Consider the following 22,619-nt stretch of genomic DNA (forward strand, 5'->3'; position numbering starts at 1 on the left):
TGGCCCTCGGGTTGGCACTTCCCCGGCCGCAATATGTCCCCCTACCCGAGGCTTTCATATCGGCCATGGCATGGCGCGTTTACGAGACGTCCGTCTCGGACTCGAGCGGAAAAGCTGTGGGCCTTCGGTATAGAACCCCTGAAGGAGAAAAGGCGACCATGCTGCAACGTGCGACGGCGCCAACTGGGGAAAAGCTCGTAGCGTTCGGAGCGGCACTTGAGAATGCGGGTGTTGTCGGCGAGGCCGTGCCCGCGCAACTGGCTGAAGCCGTCAGTAACAGCATCGAGGGTGTGAGGGCGAAGAAGAGCGACACTCAAGCGGTGAGTCCGCTCACACCCTCAGTTGCGCTGTTGCAAAACTTACGTGGCATGCAAGGTGTCAAGAATCCACCAGATCTAGGCGAAATACTTGAGAGACTGTTCGCGCTCGGAAAGATCCACCCGAATGACCTGACAGCTTGTGGACTCTGGTCAGAAGCGGCCGAACAGCGGCTGTATATTGACCCCCTCTTGGCTGCGATCGATGCGGCCGCCGACAAGACATTGCTTGAGACGCCGCGTACGAAGCGTGATGGCGGTTTGGCGCCCCGGCAACTAACTCAGTTCCCAACAGATGCCGCCACTCCATTCGCGTGGTTCCACGATTCATGGACAACCCTGACGCGAAAGGAGTGGGTAGAGGCCTTACCGGGACGGGTATGGGTCGACTGGGCTACAACCGTGCTCCGACTTGGATTCGGGCTCGGCTATCTCTGGGAGTCCCTCTGGTACGAGACGCTCGCACGAAAACTCCTCTCACAAGGCACTGTGGATGTCGCTTGGGACGCAGTAAGAGCGGATATGTCGGATGTCATTCCGTGGAGATCCGCCCGAAGCGGTGTGCAGGCACGGGATGTCGCGCCCTTGCTTGGCCGCAGAAGCTACAGAGCGGATCAAGTTCGACACGTAATAGATGACTGGGCGGACGGCAAGACTCTTTCCGATATGACGTTCATCGATGCATGCAAATCGATCAGAAGTGATCCGAATTGCATTGCTCGATTAGAGAGTGCCCTCCGTTCCACAGCGCGCACGCAATCGGGAAAGAACCTCTGGGAAGCATCTCAGTACGCGTTGCTTACGCGAACGGTTAGCGGACCATCCGCCGACTACTACGGCTTGCTGCGACGCAATGGTCGATTTCTAACGGTGGAACCTGGCACAGAATGGATTGCGGTGGTCGCAAGCCTTGCCGCGGGGAGACCAGGGGAGTCCACGACCGTGGCTGCCGTATTGGCCTCACTGGATCGCATGGGAATCCGGCCCGAACTGTCGGATCTCATTGTCCTTCTCGAGAGAGCTGGGCTAGCAAGAGGCAGCGCCGATGCAGATCAAGCGGTATGGGTTCAAGCGGCTTTCTAACACGGACAGAAGAGACAATCGACATGAGTTCCAACATCCTGACGACCGCGTTGGCGCGGCTCCTGACGCGAAGGGAAGGACTCACCGCGGCGTACCTCCCTGAAGGTGTCGACGTTGAGTGGGCCGTCCAACTCGTAACCAACGCCAACGAGATTAGGCCGAGCACCCCGCCTCACGCCCTACTCGTGTCCGCCGTGGGTCAGAACCCTCACGAGTCCGTACTCGTTGTGTCACCACAATCGCTCCTGAAATACCGGCTGGGAAGCAGACTTGCTGTAGTGGTGGGACGTCACCCGGAGCTGGCGTCAGTTACGTCAGCATTCAGCGAGGCTCTAGGAAAGTCTTTCCCTGAGGAAAGTGGCAGTGACCGGCTAATCGACGCACTTCCCGCAGAGTTGCTTGAGGTTTTGTTGGAGCCATTCGAGAATGCGGCAATGCGTCAGGACCCCAACTTGGGCGAGTGGCGGCATGAGGCCGCGAAGCGCCTCTCGAACTGCCTGCATCAGTTGCGAGCCGTACACCTCGCAGCGGACCAGACAATTAGGCCGTGGAACGCCAATTGGATAATTCATGTTGGAAAGAGCCTCGACCGCCTGCAGTCTATTCTCGACGAAGAACGCGCCCTCCGACCTGATGCCTCGATCTCGGGGCTATTGCACGAATTTACATACCCGGCTTTCGGTTTACCCACACCGACAGATGGGTTGCGCCTACGGGGCGGAAGGGCATCCGTTGGGCGCGATGTGGTTGACGCGCTCTCCGAATGGTGGGGTAGCGAGGAACAAGTCACAAAGTCGATAGCGCTTATTCAGAAGTCCAGCGGTCGGCAGCGCATTCCCCTTCGTGACCTCAATTGGCAGCGATTCAACCAGCGCCTTGCTGCCACCAGCAGCACCCTTCAAGCCTGGCGAGAGACCGTTGCGGGTTCGGATGACGCGGTTCGCGCGCTTGCACGGCTTAGTGAAACCGAGTTTTTTTCGCCAGTTCCCGCCAGCGCAGACGCTGTAGGCTACATCGCTCTTGTCGACGATGAAGGCAATTCGCTCAGTACCGACCCGAGGCAGCCCGGGGGGACCTACAACATCGTTCGCTTGTCTGGCGAAGGACAAACACGGTCCGAACCAATCGTGGCGCATATCCCCACCGTCGGGAGCCTGTCGCCACAGGACGTAGAGACGACGACCGCTCGCCTGGTGGTGTCTGGAACCGCCTTCGAGTGGAGCGGGGAACTTCGCTTGGAGGAGGGCCGGTTGGTCGCCTCGGGGGCCATTCAGTCAGTCATTTCTTTGCCGAAAGAGCCTCAGATAATCGAACTCGCGGTCGAGGTGCTTCCGGGCGATTCGCTGTTCGGAAACATCCCAGGCGCGCGCCCCGCCAGAATAGTGATTTGTCCGTCAGGGACAGCGGGTGTTGTTGCTTTTGAGCTACAGCGGAACGGGAGCGCCAAGAGATACGTCATTGAGTATGTCGAAGAAGAACGCGAAGATTTCGGCTCCATCTCGTTGGATCTCGACAACGCCATCGCAAGATATCGAGTGGTCGCTTGGAGCCTGAACGACGGAACGGCGACTCACGATGGAAGGCGGATGCAGGAGCTCCACGGGCGTAACGGATTCTTTGTCGAAGAGTTCATTCCTCAAGGCAGTGACCTAATTTCCGTTTCCGATGCATCATTTGAGCTGCGCGCATCAGAGAATGCTGCTCCTCAATTCTCACCCCTCGCGTCCGCAATCATTGGTCAGCATCCGACTACTGATGTGTTGCCGATTTCGGAGGCACAGTCTCTCCGCGGCTCCTACGAGAACGAGGCGACCGCAAGGCGCAATACGCCTGAGTGGCTCACGACTCTTGGTCACGCGGCACTGCCTAGTTCCGACGCGGGCAGCATGAAGGACTTGGTTGACCATGCGGGGGTCCTGATGCCGTCGGGCTTGGAGTCCGCCTGGGACGAGCAAGTAGGACTGACCCTTCCCCAATCGCTAGTTGAATCAGCAGAAGCGGAGGAATTTCGTCAAGCGTTCGACGCTCTGGATGCTTTTGGACAGCAAAACGATCCTGAGGTCCCAGAACATGCCAGGTGGCCCTCACGCCTACCGCGTCGGCGACTGGCAGGCTCCGCTGAACTGGCGCGATATCTCGACTCCTATTCCGATCTGGTGAGTGCGGCCCGAGCCTCTGGGAACCCGTTTGGACTGTTCTGGGCGAGTTACCCATTTTCGATCAGCGCGTGGTCGTTTGGCCCGGATGACAGCGGCTGCAAGTCCGTGCTACTCAGCCCCCTTCACCCAATTAGATTGGCGTGGTCTGCCGCCGCGGAAGCGACTCTCTGGGAGGCAACCAATGCCGCAGAGCTTGCGGGAACGGTCCATGGTTTTGGATTCCCCATCGCCGGCCCGAGTGAACACAGCGACAACGGAATGCTTGCGGTGCCCGCCGACTCTGGTGTTCATCAGATCTTCCTTGGATGGTCGCAGTTGGTCGAGGCGTCAGTAGGGGGCTTCAAGTCCCTAAGCGCACCGGCAAGGATCGGAGCAACGTCGGCCCCCGGTTCCTCAGTCAGCGGCCTTAACGCCAATGCAGTGACCGCGGCTCTGAAAAACTACAGGCGAATGAACCCCCACGTGACGTCGCTAACAATCGATCTCGCTTCGCAGTCACAGTCGCCACGGCTAACGGAGATCGACGAAGCCGTTGTGTCCGCTCTACAGAGGTGGGAAAAGACTCGCGAGGAGCGGTTGCCTGGAGGCGCCCGGATCCTAGATTCCACGAACCGTCTGGGCATGATGCCCGTAGAACAGGCCACCACCTTGACTCGAACAAATGACGGTGTGCCGTTCTCTTGGTCTCGGTATTCGCCCAGCCCGGGCGAGACTGCAACGTGCAACGTCCGACTGTTACAGGATGCGGGCGTCAGGGTGCGCGTCAAGGATTCCAACGGCGACCCGACTAGCGTAATTGCAGACATCCCGCTCCGACGGTTCGAAGCGAGCCTTTCCAGTTCGGAGGCGGTCAAAACCGTGATCAGCCGACCAGGGGTTGAGGCCGCGGGCAACTCGTTTTCACAAGCGCTGAGGGTGATTGAGGGACAGCCTCAGATTGAGTCCCAGCTCTTTGGGGCCCTCCTCGTCGACGAGAGCGCCGACTGGACGGTCGCCGGCGAAACCATGTTGAGTCCAGGGGCGGTCTCATCGATGATCGACAGCGAGCAAATCAACAAAATGCTCTGGGAGTGGAGGCCGCCAATCTTCGAGAGCTCGGGCGGGACATCCTGGCTGGACCGGAAGCCTTACGTTTCCGTGGCACGAATCCCCATGAGTTTTAGTCGTCAGATCGGCGAGATGTTGTCCAAAGCTCGGGGTCAGCAAACCTCGGAGGCGGATGCACAGGCACTATTCTCCACACTTGGATCTCGGGGTGTCGGGCTCTCATCGCTCTTAGCGATGGGGGGAACTCATGCCTCCGGAGCTTTGGGCTTCTATCTGGGCTTTGCACTTCTGGACAGGGTTGTCGGGGATTCTCTACGATTCGTGCTTCCCATCGATGCTTGCGATTCATTCCTTATGGCTCTGGCCGGTGAAAGCTCACACGGGCCAGCGAGGCAGCGAGCGGACCTTCTTTTAATCGAGTTGGGTGAAGAAGGTGTCACCATGGCGCCGATCGAGATTAAGTTCTACGGTCTAGGGGCAGAGACGCCCTCGCACTCACTGCCCCTTCCCTCAAGCGCAGCATTTGGAGAACCACTCGGGCAGCTCGCTAACACCGTGAAGCTCCTGCGAGGGGTCGTAGACAGGGAAGAAAGCCTCCGTGCTGAGGACGATGCGGCCGGGTTACGGCTCTGGGCAAACGGCCTCGCCTCTCTCATAGAGGCTGCCTCGCGGATGACCCCAAGTAATCCGGCGAACGAGCAAGCCCTTCGTGAACGACTGAACCGAGTGGTGAATGGCAACACCGCAATCAACATTGGTCAGCCCATGGTCTTGTACTTCAACCATGACGCATCGTTCGAAAATGGAGACCACTATCGCACCTTCATCCATGAGACGGACGAGCCTCTCAACTCATTCGGCGCCTTAGTTTCGGACTCGGCGGCCGCTTTCGATGCGACCCATTCCGACGACGGTGCCTTGGTCGAAGATTGGAGATCAGTAGTCGAGTGGGCGCTGGCTCATCCCGCGATCTCACCCACCGCTGGTGCCCGAGTTTCCAGCGAAGCGCAGGAAGTAGTCGCCGTACCTAGCACCACGACAGCTCGGAGTAGCGATCGAGACAGCGAGCCGGAATCGGTTCCATCGACCGCGACACGGCCAACAGCCATTGCGCCTTCCGACACCGCTCGAATCGATCGAGGGGTGCACTTTCCAGTCGGTCGAGTCTTAGGTTCGATTGGCGATGGCTTCGCATTTCATTGGCCAAGTAACACTGAACTTAACCAGATGAATATTGGCGTGGTCGGCGATCTAGGCACAGGCAAGACTCAGCTCCTGAAGGCGCTGGTTTACCAGCTTAGGGATGGAGCGGCTGCCACGCAGGACAACCCGGTGTCCCTTTTTGTTCTGGATTACAAGCGTGATTTCCAGGATGACGCGTTCCTGGAGGCCGTCGGCGGTTCAGTTCTCCGTCCCCACCGTATCCCCCTCAACTTCTTTGCTCTGGACGGGTCGTTCACTCCGCAGAAGGCAGTGCAACGCGCCACGATGTTCTCAGACGTCATCGCCAAGATTTATGGCGGCGTGGGACCGGTTCAGCGCACGAACCTCGTAAAGGCAATCGTTGGCGGCTACAGCGGTCCGAATCACACGCCGCCGACGATCGCGGCAGTTCTTGCGCAGTACGAGGCGTTATCTTCGAAGCCTGACTCCGTGAGCTCCATCCTCACGAATTGGGTGATGGGGGAGATTTTCAGCGACAATCCCGATGAACTGTTGTCGTTCGAAGAACTCATCACGGACAAGGTACTCATCCTCGCGCTTAGCGACCTCGGCGTTGATCAGGAAGGAAAGAACGCACTCGTTGCGCTCTTCTTGAACATCTACTACGACTACATGTTGCGCTCCACCAAGTGGCCGTTCGTTGGAACCAAGCCCCAGCTAAGGCGCCTGAACTCGTATCTGCTCATCGATGAAGCAACCAACATCATGAGCTATGAGTTTCCGGTCTTGATGCAGCTGATGCTGCAAGGTCGCGAGTTTGGATTCGGAACAATTCTGGCGTCTCAGTACTTGTCCCATTTCCGCACAGCAAAGGTCAACTACGGAGAGCCTCTCCTTACGTGGTTTATTCACAAGGTTCCGAATGTGTCAAGCAAGGAGTTGTCGATGCTCGGGATCAAAGGCGTCCCAGAACAGAGAGCCTCTCAAATCGGCAGCTTGGCAGTCCATCAAGCCCTCTACTCGTCGCTCGAGTACGAGGGCGTGCTCATTGCCGGAACGCCCTTCTACAAATTGGTTGATGAACTGCCGGAAATGGAGGATGAGACCGTCCAGTTCCTCCCTCTTGACGAGCCGAAGTAGAGCATTACGACAAGATCCTGAAGCACCAAGGAAGCAACAGCGTGCAGGTCCTGCACGCAGTGCCGCGAACGCGTCCTGCTCGACGTGCTGCCTAACGAGGTCGACGCGGTACCGACCGGGCACGGCTCCAAGCCAGGCCACAGAGGGCGTCACGCTTGATCCGATTAGGTGATGGCGTCCAATAGCGGACCCACCATCGACATCGCGAGCGCTATCCCGGCGATCAGGGCAAGGCCAATCCACATCCGTCGCCGCCGATACGCCTGCGTGACCTCAGCGTTGAGGAGGTCGAACTCCTCAACCGTGTGCGTGTCAGTGTCTGCTGAGCGATGCCAGGTGCCGCGAAGATCGGCCACATCCAACAGCGAGTCCAATTCGACCGCCGAAAGGCGCGGCTTCTGACGCTTCAACCACCGAACGAGCTCTCGGTCGGTGAGCACCACCACATCAGCGGGCCTCTGCTTCACAGTGATCTGCGATGTGCCGACGAGCGCCAGAATCGCTCTCGCATCCACCGGGAAGCCAAGTCCCTGGGAGAGCAGCTTCGACGCTCGCTTCGCCTCGTACCGCGAGTTCCTGAGGTGATCGGTCTTCTGGCCGTTCACCATGAGCATCCGTGATCCGAGCCAAATGCGGCCCCGCTGGTGATGCTTCGTATTTATGGTGAAGACGCCGGGCGGTCCGATCAACACATGGTCGATGTCTGAGTCCCCGGTCCCGACCGGTACCGCGTGCAGCACCATCCATTCCGGACCGAGCTTGCCGAGTTCGCGACCGACCGCCATCTCACCGAGTGCGCCCCAGTACCAGCTGACCGAATCCGAATGCAGCGGACTAAGTCCGAAGAAGCGCGCCAGCCCCGACCGCGGCGGAACAGTCTCCTGCCGGCGCAGCACCTCCCCCATCACGGCGTAGCCGGGCGCGCGGCCGACAAGGCTCAACTCGGATGCATCTCCGGACATGGCCCTCCCTCGCTCCCGCCGAGGCTAGTGGTGGTGCCAGCAGACCGACAGCCCTCAGATGGGTGGCGTTGTCCGATGAGCACCGCGCGAACCCAATGTCAGTGGCCCACCCTCACACTGATCTCGCCCGCTTACCCAGGCATCAACATCCGCTCGACCCGACCAGAACTGCCCGACCCGAAGGAGACCACATGGCCGACGAAAACTACACCACGACACTGCTGGTGATCGACCGCAGCGGATCCATGGCCACCATCCGCGACGAGATGGTCGGCGCGCTTACAACGCTGCTGGAAAAGCAGGCGGCCGAGGAGGGCATGCTGACCGTCGACATGGTCACCTTCGACAACGTAATCGAGCGGCAAGATCACTTCGCCGACCCGCAGGATGTCGTCATCCGGCTCGAGCCGCGTGGAGGCACTGCGCTGTACGACGCGCTCGGTATCTCGATCGGCGAGTTCGGACGCGAGTTGGCTGCGTTGCCGGCGCACGCGCGCCCGGGAACCGTGCAGGTCGTCGTGGTCACCGACGGCGAAGAGAACTCCAGCCAGGAATACAGCCTCGACGCCGTGCGCGCCCTGATCACCGAGCAGAAGGAGAAGTACAGCTGGGACTTCGTATTCCTCGGCGCCAACCAGGACGCAGTGCTCACCGGTGCCAGCCTGGGCATCGACGCGGACAGCTCACTCACGTATGCCGCTGATGCGGATGGCGTGGCGGGGGCGTCGGAGACCCTGCACCGGTACATGACCAGTGTGCGGAAGAAGTAGAAGGTCGGCTTCCTGGACGAGGAGCGGGAGCGCGCGGAGGGCAGGGGTACGAGCGCCTAGATCCAGGATGGGCTTGGCCGCGCCGCTCTAGGGGTCTCGACGGGCTCGACCACCGTGGAGGGACCACCGGAGGGCGTCACTCACTCCGGCCGGTTGCCCGCCTTGCCGTTGATGGTGAACGGGGTCGTCACCCCGTCGTACATCACGTGCGCGACCAGGCCGTCGACCGCGTGCGGCAGCGTGTGGCAGTGGTCGCTCCAAATACCCGGGTTGTCGGCCACGAACGCGATGTCGTAGGACTCGCCAGGGCGCAGGTCGAGCGAGTCGACCCACCACGGGCTGCCGGACGCCGCGACCCCGTCCCGCGCCAGCACCACCACGTGATGGCCGTGCAGGTGCATCGGATGCACATCGCCCGAGTCGTTGCGGATGTGCATCGCGACGACCTCCCCTTCCCGCACATGGAACATCGGCACGTCCGGGAACATGCGCCCGTTGATGGTCCAGAAGTTCCCGGGCCGACCATCGATCACCCCGAAGCGGCGCGCGATCACGTAGTCGAACGAGCGGTCCGGCGCGGTCTGGTCAAAGGCCAGCGGCTCGGCCGTGCCATAGGAAAGCAGGTCGAGGGTGTCGTGCGGCTGCCGGGCAGGTGGGGCGGACGCCTCCGGATGCGCCGAGTCGGCGATGATCACGCTGCGCGCTCCACCGACATGCAGTCGCGCGGCGCCGCCATCGCTGGGAACCCGCACCACGACATCCGCTCGCCCGCCTGCCGGGATCAGCAACCGCTGCCCATTCACGTCGGTCGGCGCGTTCACGTCGTGCCCATCGGTCGCGAGCACGCGGAACGGCGCTGCCGACCACACCGCGGCGGTGCCCTGGTCGGTGTTGATCACGCGCACCCGCACGGTCTCGCCGGCCGACGCCTCGGTGCGTTCGTCGGCAACGCGGCCGTTCAGCGTGTGCTCGCCGCCGTAGACGTGCAGCAGCGTGGTCACGTCGACATCGGCCGCGAGGTCCGACGACCCCCTCCCGGCCGGGTCGATCACGACCGCGCCGAGCAGCCCGCCCAGCACCTGCTCGTGCGACAACTGGTGCGAGTGGTACCAGTACGTGCCGGCATCCGTCGCCACGAACCGGTAGATGTGACGCCCGCCGACCGGCACGGCGTCCTGCGTGATCCCGGCCACACCGTCGGCCGCATTCGGCACGTCGATGCCGTGCCAGTGCAGCGTCGCGCCACCCGACACCGACTCGTTGACGAGCTCGACCTCGACGAGGTCGCCCTGCGTCGCGCGGATCTCCGGGCCTGGCGACGAGCCGTTCACGGTGAACCCGTCGACGCGGCGGCCGCCCGGCACGTCGATCGGCTCCTGCCGCACGACGAGCTTCACTCGCACGTCGGCGGGCCGGTCGGGGTCGGCCGTCAGCGAGGTCACGCTCACGCCACCCCCGGCCGCCGAAGCACCGGCGTCATGCCCGGCATGGCCGACGTGCCCGCCGCTCGCCCCCATGTCCATCACCGAGTACTCGCCGAGCAGCGTGCCGCTCCACGCGAGCGCGCCGACGCCGAGCGCGATGGTCACCGCGCTGCCGACGGCGGCGTACCGCAGGATGTCACGACGTGACGGCATCGGATGTCGCCTGCTTCCGGTCCAGCATCGCGGCCGACCGAGACGAACGCCGCACCCGCACCGCGGCGACGACCGCCGCGGCCACAATGGCCAGCGCGTTCGCGCCGTGGATCAGCCCCAGGTACGGAGAACCGATGATAGAGAACCCGAGCGTCACCTGCAACGCGACAAGCGCGAAGACAATCGCCGCCAACAGCTTCGCCCCGCGAACGCGCACGAAGAACGAGACCACGAGGAGCACGACCGCGAGCAGCGGGATCAGTCCCCCACCGACGATGGCGTGCATCACGAACCCGAGTTCGCCGACGCCGCCAGCCTGTCGGCTTTCGAGCAGCGCCTTGTCGACGACGCCGCCGTTCGCGACGCTGTTGAGCAGCCCGCCGAACGCGAACGCGATGGCGGCGGCCTGCACCACCACACCGCCCGCGATGCTCCAGGCCAAGCCTGAGTAGACCTTGTACATGATGTGACTCCCTAGTTCCTGCGGGTGCGCTGTTCACGGCATCCGCTCGCCCACGAGACTCCCGGATGCGCATGGCGCACCAGAACGCGGGAGACCGGATGCCGCGGTGAGGCTCCCCGCACGGCCGATGGGGGCCAGCCGCCATGCGAGTGGTGCGGATGCCCCTCTCCCGCGAACGGCCCGACAGGAGGACGATTGAACCGTGAACCGCAGGTGGGTGTGCCTGGCGACGCTCGGCCCGATCGGGGTCGCGGCATTGGTCTACATCGTCGTCGTGCGCGGGTTCATCGAGGCCGACGCCGACCACGGCCTCGCCTGGCCGATGCTCGGTGTGCTGCCGCTGTTCGTGTTCGGGATGTGGCTGCTCACCGTGTCGTCGTCGCGCACCGCCCTGTTCATCGCGCTGGCCGCAACCGCGATGCTCGTCGGCTCTGCGTACGAGACATTCATGCAGCGGAACCTGGGGCTCATGACCGAGCCGTGGTTCCCGCTCGTCAACCTGATCGGACTGACGGCGGATGCGACGGCCACCGCGGCCTTCCTCGTCGTGTTCGCGACATTCCCCGACGGTCGGCTCGAGTCCCGCTGGCAGCGCATCGCGGTCGCCGTCCTCTGGACGCCGCTGCTCGTGGGGCCGCTGACCCTGATCACCACGCCGCACGTGGTGATGTCGCAGTACATCGGCATCAGCGGCGACGCCATCCCGAACCCGTACGCGGTGCCGTGGCTCGAATGGGCGGCACCCGCGGTGCAGTTCCTCATCGCCCAACCGTGGCCCGCGGTCATCCTAGGTCTCGTACTACTCGCATCCCGAGCGCTCTTCGGTGAACCGGAGGTGCGGGCACGAACCCGGGTGATGGCGATCACCGTGGGCGCGAGCGTCCTAGCGTTCGGTTTGTGGACCTTCGTCCCGGGCTTCTGGGGCATCGAGGTGCTCGTCTACGCGGCGCTGATCGCGATGCCGATCGCCGCGATCCACGGCATCTTCCGCTACGGCGCGTTCGACATCGCCCCCGGTGATCGCGGGCGGAACGTCGCACGATCATCGAACCTGCTCATCACGGTGATCTACGCCATCGCCGTCGCGATGCCGGCGATCCTGCTCGCGGGCCGGCTCCGGGTCGTGCCCGCGATCCTCATCACCACCCTCCTCGCCGTCTGCCTCCTCCCGGTGCGCACGTGGATGCAACGGGCGATCCACCGGGCCGTCTTCGGGGACCGCGACCGCCAACTCATGATGCTGAGCGAGCTCGGCACGGAGTTGGAGCGGGCCGGCGAGCCCCGCGAGCTGCTCTCGCGACTTGCCGAGGCGGTGCGCGACGGGCTCGGCGCGTCGTGGGTGCAGATCCGGCTGGCGTCGACGGATGGGGCGCTCGCGGCGTCGCCCGTCGGAGTCGCCGGCATCGTGTCCGGTGACCCGATACTGTCGGCCGATCTCGTGCGCGGCGACGAGACGCTCGGGCGCATCGAGGTCGGACCGCGGTACCGCGGCGAGTACAGCGACGCCGAGCGGATGCTGCTGCACACCGTCGCGGGGCAGGCGGCGGCATCCGTTGCCAACGTGCGGCTGACGGCGCAGCTCGCCGAGCAACTGGACGAACTGACCGCCTCCCGCGAACGACTCGTGGCCGCGCAGGACGACGAGCGCCGCCGCCTCGAACGGGACCTGCACGACGGGATCCAGCAGAACGTGGTGGCGCAGATCGCCGCGCTGCGCCTCGCGCGCAACCGTCTGGAGCGCGGCGAGCTGACGGCCGCCGAGCTGGCCGCGCTGCAGGATCAGACCCGCGAGACGCTCACCGACCTGCGCGAGCTGGCTCAGGGCATCCACCCGCCGGTGCTGACCGACAATGGCCTCGTGGCTGCGATCGAGTCGGGGGCCGCGCGGTATCCGATTCCGCTGGCCGTCACCGCGGACGCCGCGGTGCGCGCCGAGCGCTACCCGGACGACATCGAGACGACGGCGTACTACGTGTTGCGCGAGGCGCTGGCGAACACCGCGAAGCATGCGAACGCGTCGCACGCGGCGGTCGGACTTGCCCGGTCGAACGGCCACCTGCGGATCTCGATCACCGACGACGGATGCGGCATCGGGGAGGCGTCGCCGATGTCGGCCACGACTGGCGGGCTGGCGAACATCCGCGACCGGGTGGCGGCGCTGCGCGGCACGGTCAGCGTGTCGGCGGCCGAGCCGTCGGGCACGACGGTGCTCGTCGACCTGCCCGTTGATCGCGATGTGCCCGTGGAACGTGAGGCGGCGGGCCGTCTTGGATGACTCGGGCGCGCTGCGAGTCGTGATCGCCGAGGACAACTACCTCGTGCGCGAGGGGCTGCGCCGCCTGCTCGAGGACTCCGGCGAGATCGAGGTTGTGGCCTCGACTGGCAACGCGACAGAGCTGCTGGACGCGGTGCGCCGGCTCTCCCCGGACGCCGTGCTCACCGACATCCGGATGCCGCCGGGCCACCACATGGAGGGGATCGAGGCGGCGCACGCGATTCGGGCCTCGTCGCCGTCGACAGGCGTGGTGGTGCTGTCGCAGCATGCGGACGAGAGCTACGCGCTTGCCCTCTTCGACGACGGGTCGGCTGGGCTCGGCTACCTGTTGAAGGACCGCATCGGCGACCTCGAAGACTTGGTGCATGCGCTGCGCGAGGTGCGCGCCGGCGGCTCGGTGATCGACCCGCAGATCGTCGACGCACTGGTGCGGCGGCGTGGTGCTGAGGAGTCGAGCCCGTTGGCCGCGCTGTCGCCGCGCGAGCTGGAGGTGCTGCACGAGATGGCGCAGGGCAAGACGAATGCGGGGATCGAGCAGTCGCTGTTCCTGTCGACTTCCACCGTCGAGAAGCACGTCAACGCGATCTTCACCAAGCTGCGGCTGCCCGAGAGCGGTGTGCACCGACGGGTAGCGGCGGTGCTCGCGTTCCTGCAGAACGACGGCGGCTAGCTGCGGCCGCCAGGTGTCGGCCTCCGTCCCATCGAGTCGGGACTTGTTGCCCTTATGACTGGCTTGATAACGGCAACAAGTCCCGACTCAAGGGTTGGCTCGCGACGGCCATTTTCGGCTCACTTTCACGCGGGGTGTCACACTTTCCGCGCGCGCGGTGTCTACCCCGGTGAGACCACTCAGAAAGAAGGAGACCACCATGGCCCGCATTCCGCTCGATCACCCCCGCACGCTGAAGGTCCGCTTCATGGAGGCGTACAGCAAGCGCAAGTACGGCGGGGTGCTCGACCCCGGCCTGGTCGCGTACCACAACCCGAAAGTGCTGAGCACGATGATCCGGCACGAGTCGAGCGTCGCCAAGTGGGATGCGCTGGACCCGACACTGAAGGCCCTGGCGACGATGGCCAGCGCCTCCGAGATCGGCTGCAGCTGGTGCATGGACTTCGGCTTCTGGGAAGCGAACAACCAGGGCGTCGACCAGGCCAAGCTCCGGGCGGTGCCGAACTGGCAGGCCAGTGACGTGTACACGCCCCTGGAGCGTCGAGTGATGGAATACTCGGTCGCGATGACTCAGACCCCGCCGACAGTGACCGACGAGATGGTCGACGCCCTGCGCTCCGACCTGTCAGACCCCGAGCTCGTCGAGCTCACGGCAATCATCGCCCTGGAGAACCAGCGCTCGCGCACCAACGCGGCCATGGGGCTGACCAGCCAGGGATTCAAGGACCAGTGCGAGTTGAGGCCGATGTGACCGAGAACGCCACCGTCTTCGCCGAACACCGCCCGGCCATGATCGGCGCCGCGTACCGCGTGCTCGGCAAGATGGCCGACGCCGAGGACGCCGTCCAGGAAACCTGGCTGCGATTCGCCGACGTCGATCTTGCCCGGGTGGAACACCCGCGCGCGTACCTGCTGCAGGCGGTGACCCGCCAATCGCTCAACGCCGTGCGGCACCAGCTGCGCCAGCGGGAGAGTTACATCGGACCCTGGCTGCCGGAGCCGATCGCCGACGTGACCGAGGCGGGGGCGGATGCCGCGGCCGAACTCTCCGACTCGGTGTCGCTCGCGATGCTGGTGGTGCTGGAGTCCCTGTCTCCGACCGAACGGGCAACGTTCGTCCTGCACGACGTGTTCGGGCTCGGCTTCGACGAGATCGCCGACACTCTGGGCAAGACACCCGCCGCCGTCCGGCAGGTGGCCAGCCGGGCACGGGGACGCGTGCGCGAGCGCGCGCCGCGGCATCCGGTCGACAAGCGCACCCATCGGGAGGTCACCGAGCGGTTCCTCGCCGCCGCGGTGGGCGGATCGCTCGAGGACCTCGTCTCTATGCTCGCGCCGGACGTGGTCATGTACACCGACGGCGGCGGCTTCAAGAAAGCGGCCCTGCAGCCGATCCGCACCCCCGAGAAGGTGCTGCGGTTCGTGTTGGGCGTGCTGAGCAAACCGGATGCCCCGATCCGGCTCCAGCTCGCCGAACTGAACGGCGAAGCGGCGATCCTCGGTCTCGACGCGACCGGCGTCGACAGCGCGATCTCGTTCGTGCTCGACGGCGACAAGGTCACCGAGATCTACGTGGTGCGCAACCCCGAGAAACTCGGACGAGTGAGCGCTGCTTCGGCCGACTCAATGGATTGAGGTGAAGCGGTAGCGTCAGTTCCGTGACGTACACCCCGCCGCGCGCCTTCACCACCCGCCCTACCCTGACCGGCTCGTTCGGGATGGCGGCGTCCACGCACTGGATCGCCACCGCATCCGCCCAGGCCGTGCTCGAGCGCGGCGGCAACGCGTTCGACGCCGCCGTCGCCTGCGGCTTCGTGCTGCACGTCGTCGAACCGCACCTGAACGGACCCGGCGGCGACCTCGTCGGCATCTTCGCCACCGCCGAGCAGCCCGGCATCCCGGTTGTGCTGATGGGGCAGGGACCGGCACCGGCCGGCGCGACCATCGAGCACTACCGCGCGGAAGGGCTCCAGCTGGTGCCCGGATCCGGCGCCCTCGCCGCCGCCATCCCCGGCGCGGTCGACGCCTGGCTCCTGCTGCTGCGTGACCACGGCACCTGGGAGCTCGCCGACGTGCTCGCCTTCGCCATCGGCTACGCCCGGGACGGGCATCCGCTGCTCGAACGCGTCTCAGCCACCATCGGTCGGGTGGCCGAGCTGTTCACCGAGCATTGGCCGAGCTCGGCCGAGCAGTGGATGCCGGATGGCGCTGTCCCGGCGCCCGGCGCGCTTGTCCGCAACGAGGCGCTCGCCCGCACCTACGAGCGGCTCGCTTCCAGCGCCGGCGACACCCGGGAGGCGCGCATCGACGCCGCCCGTGCTCAGTGGCGGGAGGGCTTCGTGGCCGATGCCATCGACGCGTTCGTGCGCACACCGCACCGGCACTCCACCGGCGCGGATCACGCCGGGGTGATTCGCGCATCCGACCTCGCCGGCTGGCAGGCCTCCTACGAGCCGGCGGTGACGCTCGACTTCCGCGGGCACACCATCGCCAAGGCGGGGCCGTGGTCGCAGGGGCCGGCGCTGCTGCAGTCGCTGGCGATCCTCGACGGGTTCGGCGACGAGCGGCTGGACCCGTCCACCGGGCTCGGCGCGCACACCATCCTGGAGGCGCAGAAGCTGGCCCTCGCCGACCGGGAGGCCTACTACGGCGACACCGGCGACGTGGCGCTCGAGCGGCTGCTGTCGCCGGAGAACGCGGCCGAGCGGCGGGCGCTGATCACGGATGCCGCGTCGCACGAGCTGCGGCCGGGTCGGGTGGCGGGGCGGTCGCCGTTCGTCCCCGAGCTGCGCACGGCCGGCGCATCCGCTGCCGGGGCGGGCGAGCCGACGGTGTCCCGCACCGGCGAGACCAAGGGCGACACCTGCCACATCGACGTGATCGACCGGTGGGGGAACATTGTGGCGGTGACGCCGTCCGGCGGCTGGCTGCAGTCGAATCCAACCATCCCGGAGCTCGGCTTCTGCCTCGGCTCGCGGCTGCAGATGACCTGGCTGATCCCGGATGCTCCGTCATCGCTGGTGCCGGGGCGGCGGCCGCGGACCACGCTCACGCCGACACTGATCCTGCGCGACGGTCGTGCGGTTGGAGCGCTCGGCTCCCCCGGCGGCGACCAGCAAGATCAGTGGCAGCTGCCGTACCTGCTGCGCACCATCGTCGGCGGGTACGAGCCGCAGCAGGCGATCGACGCGGCGACCTTGCACACCACGTCGTTCCCGGACTCGTTCTGGCCGCGCACCTGGGTGCCCGGCGGCGCGGTGGTCGAGGACCGGCTGGGTGATGAGGTGATCGGTGAGCTCGAGGCGCGCGGGCACGTGGTGACGCGGGCGGGCGACTGGACGCTGGGCCGGTTGTCGACGGCCGGGCTGGATCCGGAGACCGGGCTGCTCTACGCGGCGGCGAACCCGCGCGGGAATCAGGGGTACGCGGCCGGGCGGTGAGTTCTCGCCCATTCGATGATCGAGCCTGTCGAGATCCTTCGATGCCTTTGCAACCGCCCAACCACCCCCAATAGGAGCCCACACCATGCGCGACGAGACAGAGAACACGACCGACGCCTTCGAGCCTGGCTCGCGGTGGGACGCCCAACCCATGAGCGGCTCGCACTCTGCCTACAGCGCAAGCCGCTGCGCACTCGCCCACCTCGGCGAGTCGGAGCCAGGGGCCCGCCTCGTCGGCGTCGCCTACTTCGATACAGACGGGTACTGGTTTCCAATCGCCCCCGGGCCGCGCGGCGTCTACGTCCCCCGCTCATTCAGCGACGGAACCGCTGCGATCCTGGACGGCGCAGCGGTCGCCGAGCGAGTCCCTGCGATGCGGAGCGTCCCTATCGCGGTCGAACTCCTCGGCTAGCTCCCCCGCGTGCTGGTTTCAAGACGATCGCTTCGCGATCCCGGGGCCGGCGAGTCCGTGGTCAGTCGCCGGAGAGCACTCGCAACCGGGCTTGGCCGTGCTCGTCAGTCGAGATCACGCCACGCTTCAGCAGGTCATCCAGTTCAGCCAAGCGCGCCTCGATGCTCTTTTCCGGCGCCAGCAATGCGCTGTTCAGCGCACGGACAGAGAGATCGGCATTGAGGGTGAGCGGGTTGTGCCCTACACGCTTGACCTTGCGAACATTCAGCACAATCAGGACGACCACCGCTGCTGTACCGGCCAGGATCAGGATGCCGACAATCGCGAACAATGCGGTGAACGTTGGGACGACAGATTCCATCTCGGGGAACATCTGCGGCGCCTCTCGGTGCGGGTGCGGTGTGTGGTCTCACACTAGTGAGGGGAGGAGTCAGCGGGGCCTCGACAGGCTCGACCACCGATAGGTGCAGCGGTTTCGAGACGACTGCGCTTCCCGGCATGCCTCAACATCGGAGGGCGAAGAGTCCTCCACAGACCGAGGCGTTTACGACTTGTCCCCGGCTGGCTCGAATGTAGATTCGAATGTCGGGTGGTGGTGTCACCATCGTTACATGACCAACTTCGACCCGTTCGCACCCGGCGCGGTACTCAGTATCCGGCACCTGGGTGACAACGAATTGGTCGACGCCGCCCGCACCATTGAAGAAGAGTACGGGCGGCAGCTCGACGCCGCCCGACTCGCAATCGCGGCGGAGGTAGAGCACCGCTCCTGGCGGATGTTGGGCAGCGATTCACTGGCTGCCAAGCGCGGATGCCGCAGCGGCACCGAACTGCTGGAGCGCACCACCGGTGCGGCGGTGAACACCATCCGCAAGCGGATCAGACTGGGGGAAAAGCTCAGGGACCGCAGCAACCTGGTCGGCGAGGCGTGGCCGGCGGAGTTTTCGGTGGTCGCCGCCGCAATGGCGGAAGGGAAACTGTCGCAGGACTTCGCGGCGGCGATCGTCGACGAACTCGCGCCGGCCGCTCACCGAGCGAACCCCGACCACCTGCGAGCGGCGGAGACCGCGCTGGTGGAGTCCGCGGCCACACCGACAATGACCGCCGGGGAGCTACGGATCCAGGCTGTGGTGTGGCGTGCGTACATCGACCCCGACGGTGTTGCCCCGGACGAGGAGGAGGCCCTCGCCAAGCGCGGCATCCGCCTCGGACGGGTCAACGGCGGTCTGGTGCCGATCTCCGGCAACCTCACCCCGCTGGTGGCCGGGCAGCTGGAGCGACTGTTCAACGCCTACCTGACCCCACGCCGGGAACCCGCCTTCCGACCCGACGGCGACGCGCCTGCGGAAGCTGAACCGGACGAGCTGGTGATCCGCGTCGACCGCACACCCGACCAGAAACGACACGATGTACTCGGCGGCATTCTGTCGGCCGCGGCCCGCGACCCGGAGACCCCGAAGCTGAACGGGGCGGCACCCACGGTGCTGGTCACCGTCAGCGCCGAGGATCTGCAGAACGTCACCGGCGCCGGCTGGATCGACGGGATCGACGCCCCGCTCTCCATCAAGACCGTGCGGCAGCTGGCCTGCACCGCCGACACCCAGACCGTCATCCTCGACCAGAACGGTGCGGTGATCGCTCTCGGTAGCCCCACCCGCGGGTTCACTCCCCAGCAGCGCAAAGCGATCGCCGCCCGCGATGGCTACTACTGCGCAGCACCCGGCTGCGGCGCGCCCGGCGACTGGTGCGAAATCCACCACGTCATGCCCCACGCCGAAGGCGGACCCACCGAAATCGACAACGGGGTGCTGCTGTGCTGGCACCACCACCGCACCCTCGGTCGCTCAGGCTGGGAGATCCGCATCAACGAGGGCGTCCCAGAATTCCGACCACCATCCTGGATGGACCCCAGACGGGAGTGGATCCGCGTCAGCAAATCCAAACCGCGCATCCTCGCCCAGCTCAAACGCGCCCTCAGAGACACCGGCTGATCCGCGGGGGTTGGTCCAGCTTGTCGAGACCGATCTCGACAGGCTCGATCACCGAGAAGGCTGGTTTCGAGACGATCGCTTCGCGATCCCTCAACCAGCGAGAGTCTCGATCACCGACTCAGGGGCGGACGATGATCCAATCGGAGAGAGCAATCCAGCCCTCGGGCACCTCTGCGGTACCGTGCGGAACGTACTGCACGTTCATCTTTCCGTCGGTGCCAGTTGCCAGGCCGAAGACCGTATTGCCCAAGGAGCCGCCTGCTGCCCAGCCATCAGGGACATCCGGGAGCAGGGTGATAATCCTGACCGTCGCCGTATCCACCACCCCGAGATAGATGCTCGTGTCATCCCACTCGCCCTGATAGCGGATGGACGCGCCATCAATGGTGCTGTACGGAATCTCGTCGCCAATCATGTCGACTTCCGTCTGCGGGTCATTGACGAAACCCGGGGTGGATGCCGGATCCACATCGCTGGTCACCAGCCGATCGACCTCCAGCTCTTCGAGAGTGACCGCGGCTTGCGTTAGCGCCGCACAGCCCGCAAGCATCAGGCCAACGGCCACGATGACAACTCCCCCAAGAATCCTCATGTGCCGGATGCTAGCCGCGAAGGTCATTGTTCGGCACTCCACCTTCGGGGGCGGCGCGTGTTAGTGGTGCAGCGGCGCGAGAGTCTCGACGGGCTCGACCACCGAGTAGCTCGACCACCAAGTTACGCGGGCAGGCGGGAGCGCAAGCCGTTGACCAACGCCTCGATGCCCAGCTCGAATGCGGCGTGCGCGTTCCAGCGGTCCGAGTACTTCGGGTCCAGCGAGCGCAGCAACGTCGGCAGCTCGCTCGGCACAGCATCCGGTGACAGCAGGTTGTCCGGGGCGATGATGTCCAGCGCCGAACCCAGCACGTGCGCCTCGACCGTGCGCATCACGGCGACCGCGTCGCCATCCGGCCACCCCGCGCGGGTCAGCGCACCGACCACCACCTCATACATCCGCAGTGTGCTCGGATCGGTGATCGGCGTGGTCGCGAGCAGCCGAATGCAGCTCGGATGCGCCGCAAACGCCGCCAGATAGCTCTTGCCCCAGGCGATCAGCGCCCGGTCCCACGGCTCCGACTCGAACGGCGAATTGTCGATCGACTCGACCACGATCGCGCGCATCCGCTCGATCAAATCATCGCGCCCGTCGATGTGGTTGTACAGCGACGACGGCCGCCGGTTCAGCTTCTGCGCCAGCGTCTTCATCGTCAGGTGCTCGATGCCATCGGCCTCGGCGATCTGGAACGCCGCCAGCGCGATTTTCCTTGCGGTCAACGTCATCGCGACCCTCGCAATCTGCCTCTATGCATTTTGCCCGACACTCAGTACGGTATCCGATACGAACGACGTTCGTTCGCACGAGTTCCAATGGAGGAGTTCGACGATGAACGACCCCCGACCGCGACTCTTCACGGGCGGCACGATCTGGACCGGCCACGGCCGACCGGATGCCTCTGCCGTGCTCGTCGTCGATGGCCGGATCCACGCGATCGGCCCCGAAGCCCACGACTCGGCCCCGGACGGCACCGAAACCGTCCACCTGGCCGGCGGATTCCTGATGCCCTCCTTCGGCGACGGCCACGCCCACCCGATCTTCGGCGGCCTCGAGGAGGCCGGCCCGCGGGTCCGCGGCTGCACCAGCATCGCCGAGATCGTCGAGGAGGTGCGCCGCTACGCCGACGCCCACCCCGACCGCGAGTGGATCATCGGCGCCTCCTACGACGGCAGCCTCTCGCCCGGCGGCCTGTTCGACGCGCGCTGGCTCGACGAGGCGGTGCCCGACCGCCCGGTGATCCTGCGCGCCTGGGACTACCACACCGTCTGGGTCAATTCCCGCGCGCTCGAGCTCGCCGGCATCGACGCGAACACGCCGGAGCCCGTGCTCGGCGAGATCCCGCGCCGCCCCGACGGCAGCCCGCTCGGCACCCTGCGCGAGTGGGGCGCTGTCGAGCTGGTGACCCGCGCATCCGGCGGCTTCAGCCTCGACGAGCGGGTCGATGCGCTCGCCCGCGCCACCCGCCAGTTCGCCTCCCTCGGCGTGACCTGGGTGCAGGATGCCTGGGTCGAGCCCGACGACGTCGACGTCTACCTCGAGGCAGCCCGCCGCGGGGTGCTCGCCACCCGGGTCAACCTCGCGCTGCTCGCCGACCCGCGGGTGTTCCCGGACGCGCTGCCGTCGCTGGTCGAGATCCGTCGCCGCATCGAGGCGGCCGGCTCGCCGCTGCTCACCGCGCACAGCGTCAAGTTCTTCGCCGACGGGGTGGTCGAGAACGAGACCGGCGCGCTGCTTGAGCCTTACTGCAGCGGCATGCACGACCACGGCATGCTGGTCTGGGAGCCGGAGCACCTGGCCCGGTCGGTCGCCGCGGTCGACGCCGCCGGACTCCAGCCGCACATCCACGCCATCGGCGACCGCGCGGTGCGGGTCGCCCTCGACGCGATCGAGTACGCGGCATCCGTCAACGGGCCGTCCGCCAACCGCCCGGTGATCGCCCACGCCCAGCTCGTCAGCGAGGCCGACCGGGCCCGCTTCGCCCGGCTCCGCGTCATCGCGAACATGCAGCCGCTGTGGGCGCAGCTGGACGCCCTGATGACACTGCTCACCGTCCCGCGGCTCGGCGAGGACCGCGCCGACCGGCAGTACGCGATGCGCTCCCTGCTCGACGACGGCGGCGCGCTGTCGTTCGGCTCCGACTGGCCGTGCTCGAGTGCCGCACCGCTCGACGGGATCGCCGTCGCGACCAGCCGCACAACCGCATCCGGAGACCCGGCCGGCGGCTGGACTCCGCACGAACGACTCGACATCGCGACCGCGCTGGCCGCCTACACCAGCGGCGTGGCCACCCAGGCCCTCGCCGACCGCACGGATGCGCCCTGGGGCCGGATCGAGGTTGGCGCGAGCGCCGATCTGGTCTGGCTCGAGCGCGACCCGCGCACCACCGACCGCACCACAATGCCGGACATCGCCGTACGAGCCACCTACCTCGCGGGCGAACCAGTTGTACTCAGCACCACCCCCACTGCTGCGGCAGCGTTGCCGCACCCCTGAAAGG

17 protein-coding genes are annotated in these 22,619 nt (G+C 65.6%); 11 read left to right on the forward strand and 6 right to left on the reverse strand.

Translation table 11 applies throughout. From position 1 onward, the window contains the following. The first annotated feature begins 158 nt into the window (after positions 1–158). Both IRG63_RS02455 and IRG63_RS02460 read left to right on the forward strand, forming a co-directional pair. Positions 159–1,400, forward strand: coding sequence for a hypothetical protein (locus IRG63_RS02455; protein WP_193509120.1), 1,242 nt, complete (start codon positions 159–161; stop codon positions 1,398–1,400). A gap of 434 nt (positions 1,401–1,834) precedes the next feature. Then, positions 1,835–6,910 carry a hypothetical protein gene (locus IRG63_RS02460; RefSeq protein WP_193509121.1) on the forward strand — a complete coding sequence of 1,692 codons (5,076 nt, stop codon included), beginning with the start codon at positions 1,835–1,837 and terminating at the stop codon, positions 6,908–6,910. A 164-nt stretch (positions 6,911–7,074) separates the two neighbouring features. On the opposite strand, the gene IRG63_RS02465 is transcribed toward IRG63_RS02460, so the two are convergent. Beyond that, positions 7,075–7,872 (reverse strand): nuclease-related domain-containing protein, encoded by a 798-nt coding sequence (locus IRG63_RS02465; RefSeq protein ID WP_193509122.1) that lies wholly within the window; start codon positions 7,870–7,872, stop codon positions 7,075–7,077. A gap of 191 nt (positions 7,873–8,063) precedes the next feature. Here IRG63_RS02465 and IRG63_RS02470 point away from each other — a divergent pair, with 191 nt between their 5' ends. Continuing rightward, positions 8,064–8,642 (forward strand): vWA domain-containing protein, encoded by a 579-nt coding sequence (locus tag IRG63_RS02470; protein ID WP_193509123.1) that lies wholly within the window; start codon positions 8,064–8,066, stop codon positions 8,640–8,642. 140 nt (positions 8,643–8,782) lie between these two features. On the opposite strand, the gene IRG63_RS02475 is transcribed toward IRG63_RS02470, so the two are convergent. Together IRG63_RS02475 and IRG63_RS02480 are read right to left on the reverse strand one after the other, a co-directional pair. Then, positions 8,783–10,279 (reverse strand): multicopper oxidase family protein, encoded by a 1,497-nt coding sequence (locus IRG63_RS02475; protein WP_193509124.1) that lies wholly within the window; start codon positions 10,277–10,279, stop codon positions 8,783–8,785. Then, the gene (locus IRG63_RS02480; RefSeq protein WP_193509125.1) at positions 10,263–10,742 is read right to left on the reverse strand and encodes a hypothetical protein; all 480 of its coding nucleotides are present in this window, start codon (positions 10,740–10,742) and stop codon (positions 10,263–10,265) included. The genes IRG63_RS02475 and IRG63_RS02480 overlap by 17 nt, the downstream gene beginning before the upstream one ends. Positions 10,743–10,944: 202 nt before the next feature. Between IRG63_RS02480 and IRG63_RS14010 the strand changes: the two genes are divergently transcribed. From IRG63_RS14010 to IRG63_RS02510, 6 genes are all read left to right on the forward strand, one after another. Beyond that, positions 10,945–13,017 carry an ATP-binding protein gene (locus IRG63_RS14010; RefSeq protein WP_193509126.1) on the forward strand — a complete coding sequence of 691 codons (2,073 nt, stop codon included), beginning with the start codon at positions 10,945–10,947 and terminating at the stop codon, positions 13,015–13,017. Beyond that, on the forward strand, positions 13,010–13,687 hold the full coding sequence (locus tag IRG63_RS02490; RefSeq protein WP_227411700.1) for a response regulator transcription factor: 678 nt from the start codon (positions 13,010–13,012) through the stop codon (positions 13,685–13,687). The genes IRG63_RS14010 and IRG63_RS02490 overlap by 8 nt, the downstream gene beginning before the upstream one ends. A 199-nt stretch (positions 13,688–13,886) precedes the next feature. Continuing rightward, on the forward strand, positions 13,887–14,438 hold the full coding sequence (locus IRG63_RS02495; protein ID WP_193509128.1) for a carboxymuconolactone decarboxylase family protein: 552 nt from the start codon (positions 13,887–13,889) through the stop codon (positions 14,436–14,438). After that, positions 14,417–15,322: an RNA polymerase sigma factor SigJ gene (gene sigJ / locus IRG63_RS02500; RefSeq protein ID WP_210422568.1), complete on the forward strand. Its 906-nt coding sequence runs from the start codon at positions 14,417–14,419 to the stop codon at positions 15,320–15,322. The genes IRG63_RS02495 and sigJ overlap by 22 nt, the downstream gene beginning before the upstream one ends. A 23-nt stretch (positions 15,323–15,345) precedes the next feature. Continuing rightward, complete coding sequence (locus IRG63_RS02505) at positions 15,346–17,127, forward strand: gamma-glutamyltransferase (RefSeq protein ID WP_193509129.1); 1,782 nt, start codon at positions 15,346–15,348, stop codon at positions 17,125–17,127. A gap of 85 nt (positions 17,128–17,212) precedes the next feature. Continuing rightward, a complete protein-coding gene (locus tag IRG63_RS02510) occupies positions 17,213–17,539 on the forward strand; it encodes a hypothetical protein (RefSeq protein WP_193509131.1) in 327 nt (108 codons plus the stop codon). Between the two features lie 61 nt (positions 17,540–17,600). On the opposite strand, the gene IRG63_RS02515 is transcribed toward IRG63_RS02510, so the two are convergent. Continuing rightward, positions 17,601–17,912: an SHOCT domain-containing protein gene (locus IRG63_RS02515; RefSeq protein ID WP_193509132.1), complete on the reverse strand. Its 312-nt coding sequence runs from the start codon at positions 17,910–17,912 to the stop codon at positions 17,601–17,603. Between the two features lie 238 nt (positions 17,913–18,150). Between IRG63_RS02515 and IRG63_RS02520 the strand changes: the two genes are divergently transcribed. Continuing rightward, a complete protein-coding gene (locus IRG63_RS02520) occupies positions 18,151–19,530 on the forward strand; it encodes an HNH endonuclease signature motif containing protein (protein ID WP_193509133.1) in 1,380 nt (459 codons plus the stop codon). Between the two features lie 118 nt (positions 19,531–19,648). On the opposite strand, the gene IRG63_RS02525 is transcribed toward IRG63_RS02520, so the two are convergent. Together IRG63_RS02525 and IRG63_RS02530 are read right to left on the reverse strand one after the other, a co-directional pair. Further along, the gene (locus tag IRG63_RS02525; protein WP_193509134.1) at positions 19,649–20,122 is read right to left on the reverse strand and encodes a hypothetical protein; all 474 of its coding nucleotides are present in this window, start codon (positions 20,120–20,122) and stop codon (positions 19,649–19,651) included. A 122-nt stretch (positions 20,123–20,244) separates the two neighbouring features. Then, entirely contained in the window at positions 20,245–20,847 is a 603-nt protein-coding gene (locus IRG63_RS02530) for a TetR/AcrR family transcriptional regulator C-terminal domain-containing protein (protein WP_193509135.1), read from the reverse strand. 103 nt (positions 20,848–20,950) lie between these two features. Between IRG63_RS02530 and IRG63_RS02535 the strand changes: the two genes are divergently transcribed. Further along, positions 20,951–22,615, forward strand: coding sequence for an amidohydrolase (locus tag IRG63_RS02535; RefSeq protein WP_193509136.1), 1,665 nt, complete (start codon positions 20,951–20,953; stop codon positions 22,613–22,615). The last annotated feature ends 4 nt before the right edge of the window (positions 22,616–22,619 follow it).

Source organism: Cryobacterium sp. BB736 (assembly GCF_014980265.1).
GTDB lineage: Bacteria > Actinomycetota > Actinomycetes > Actinomycetales > Microbacteriaceae > Terrimesophilobacter.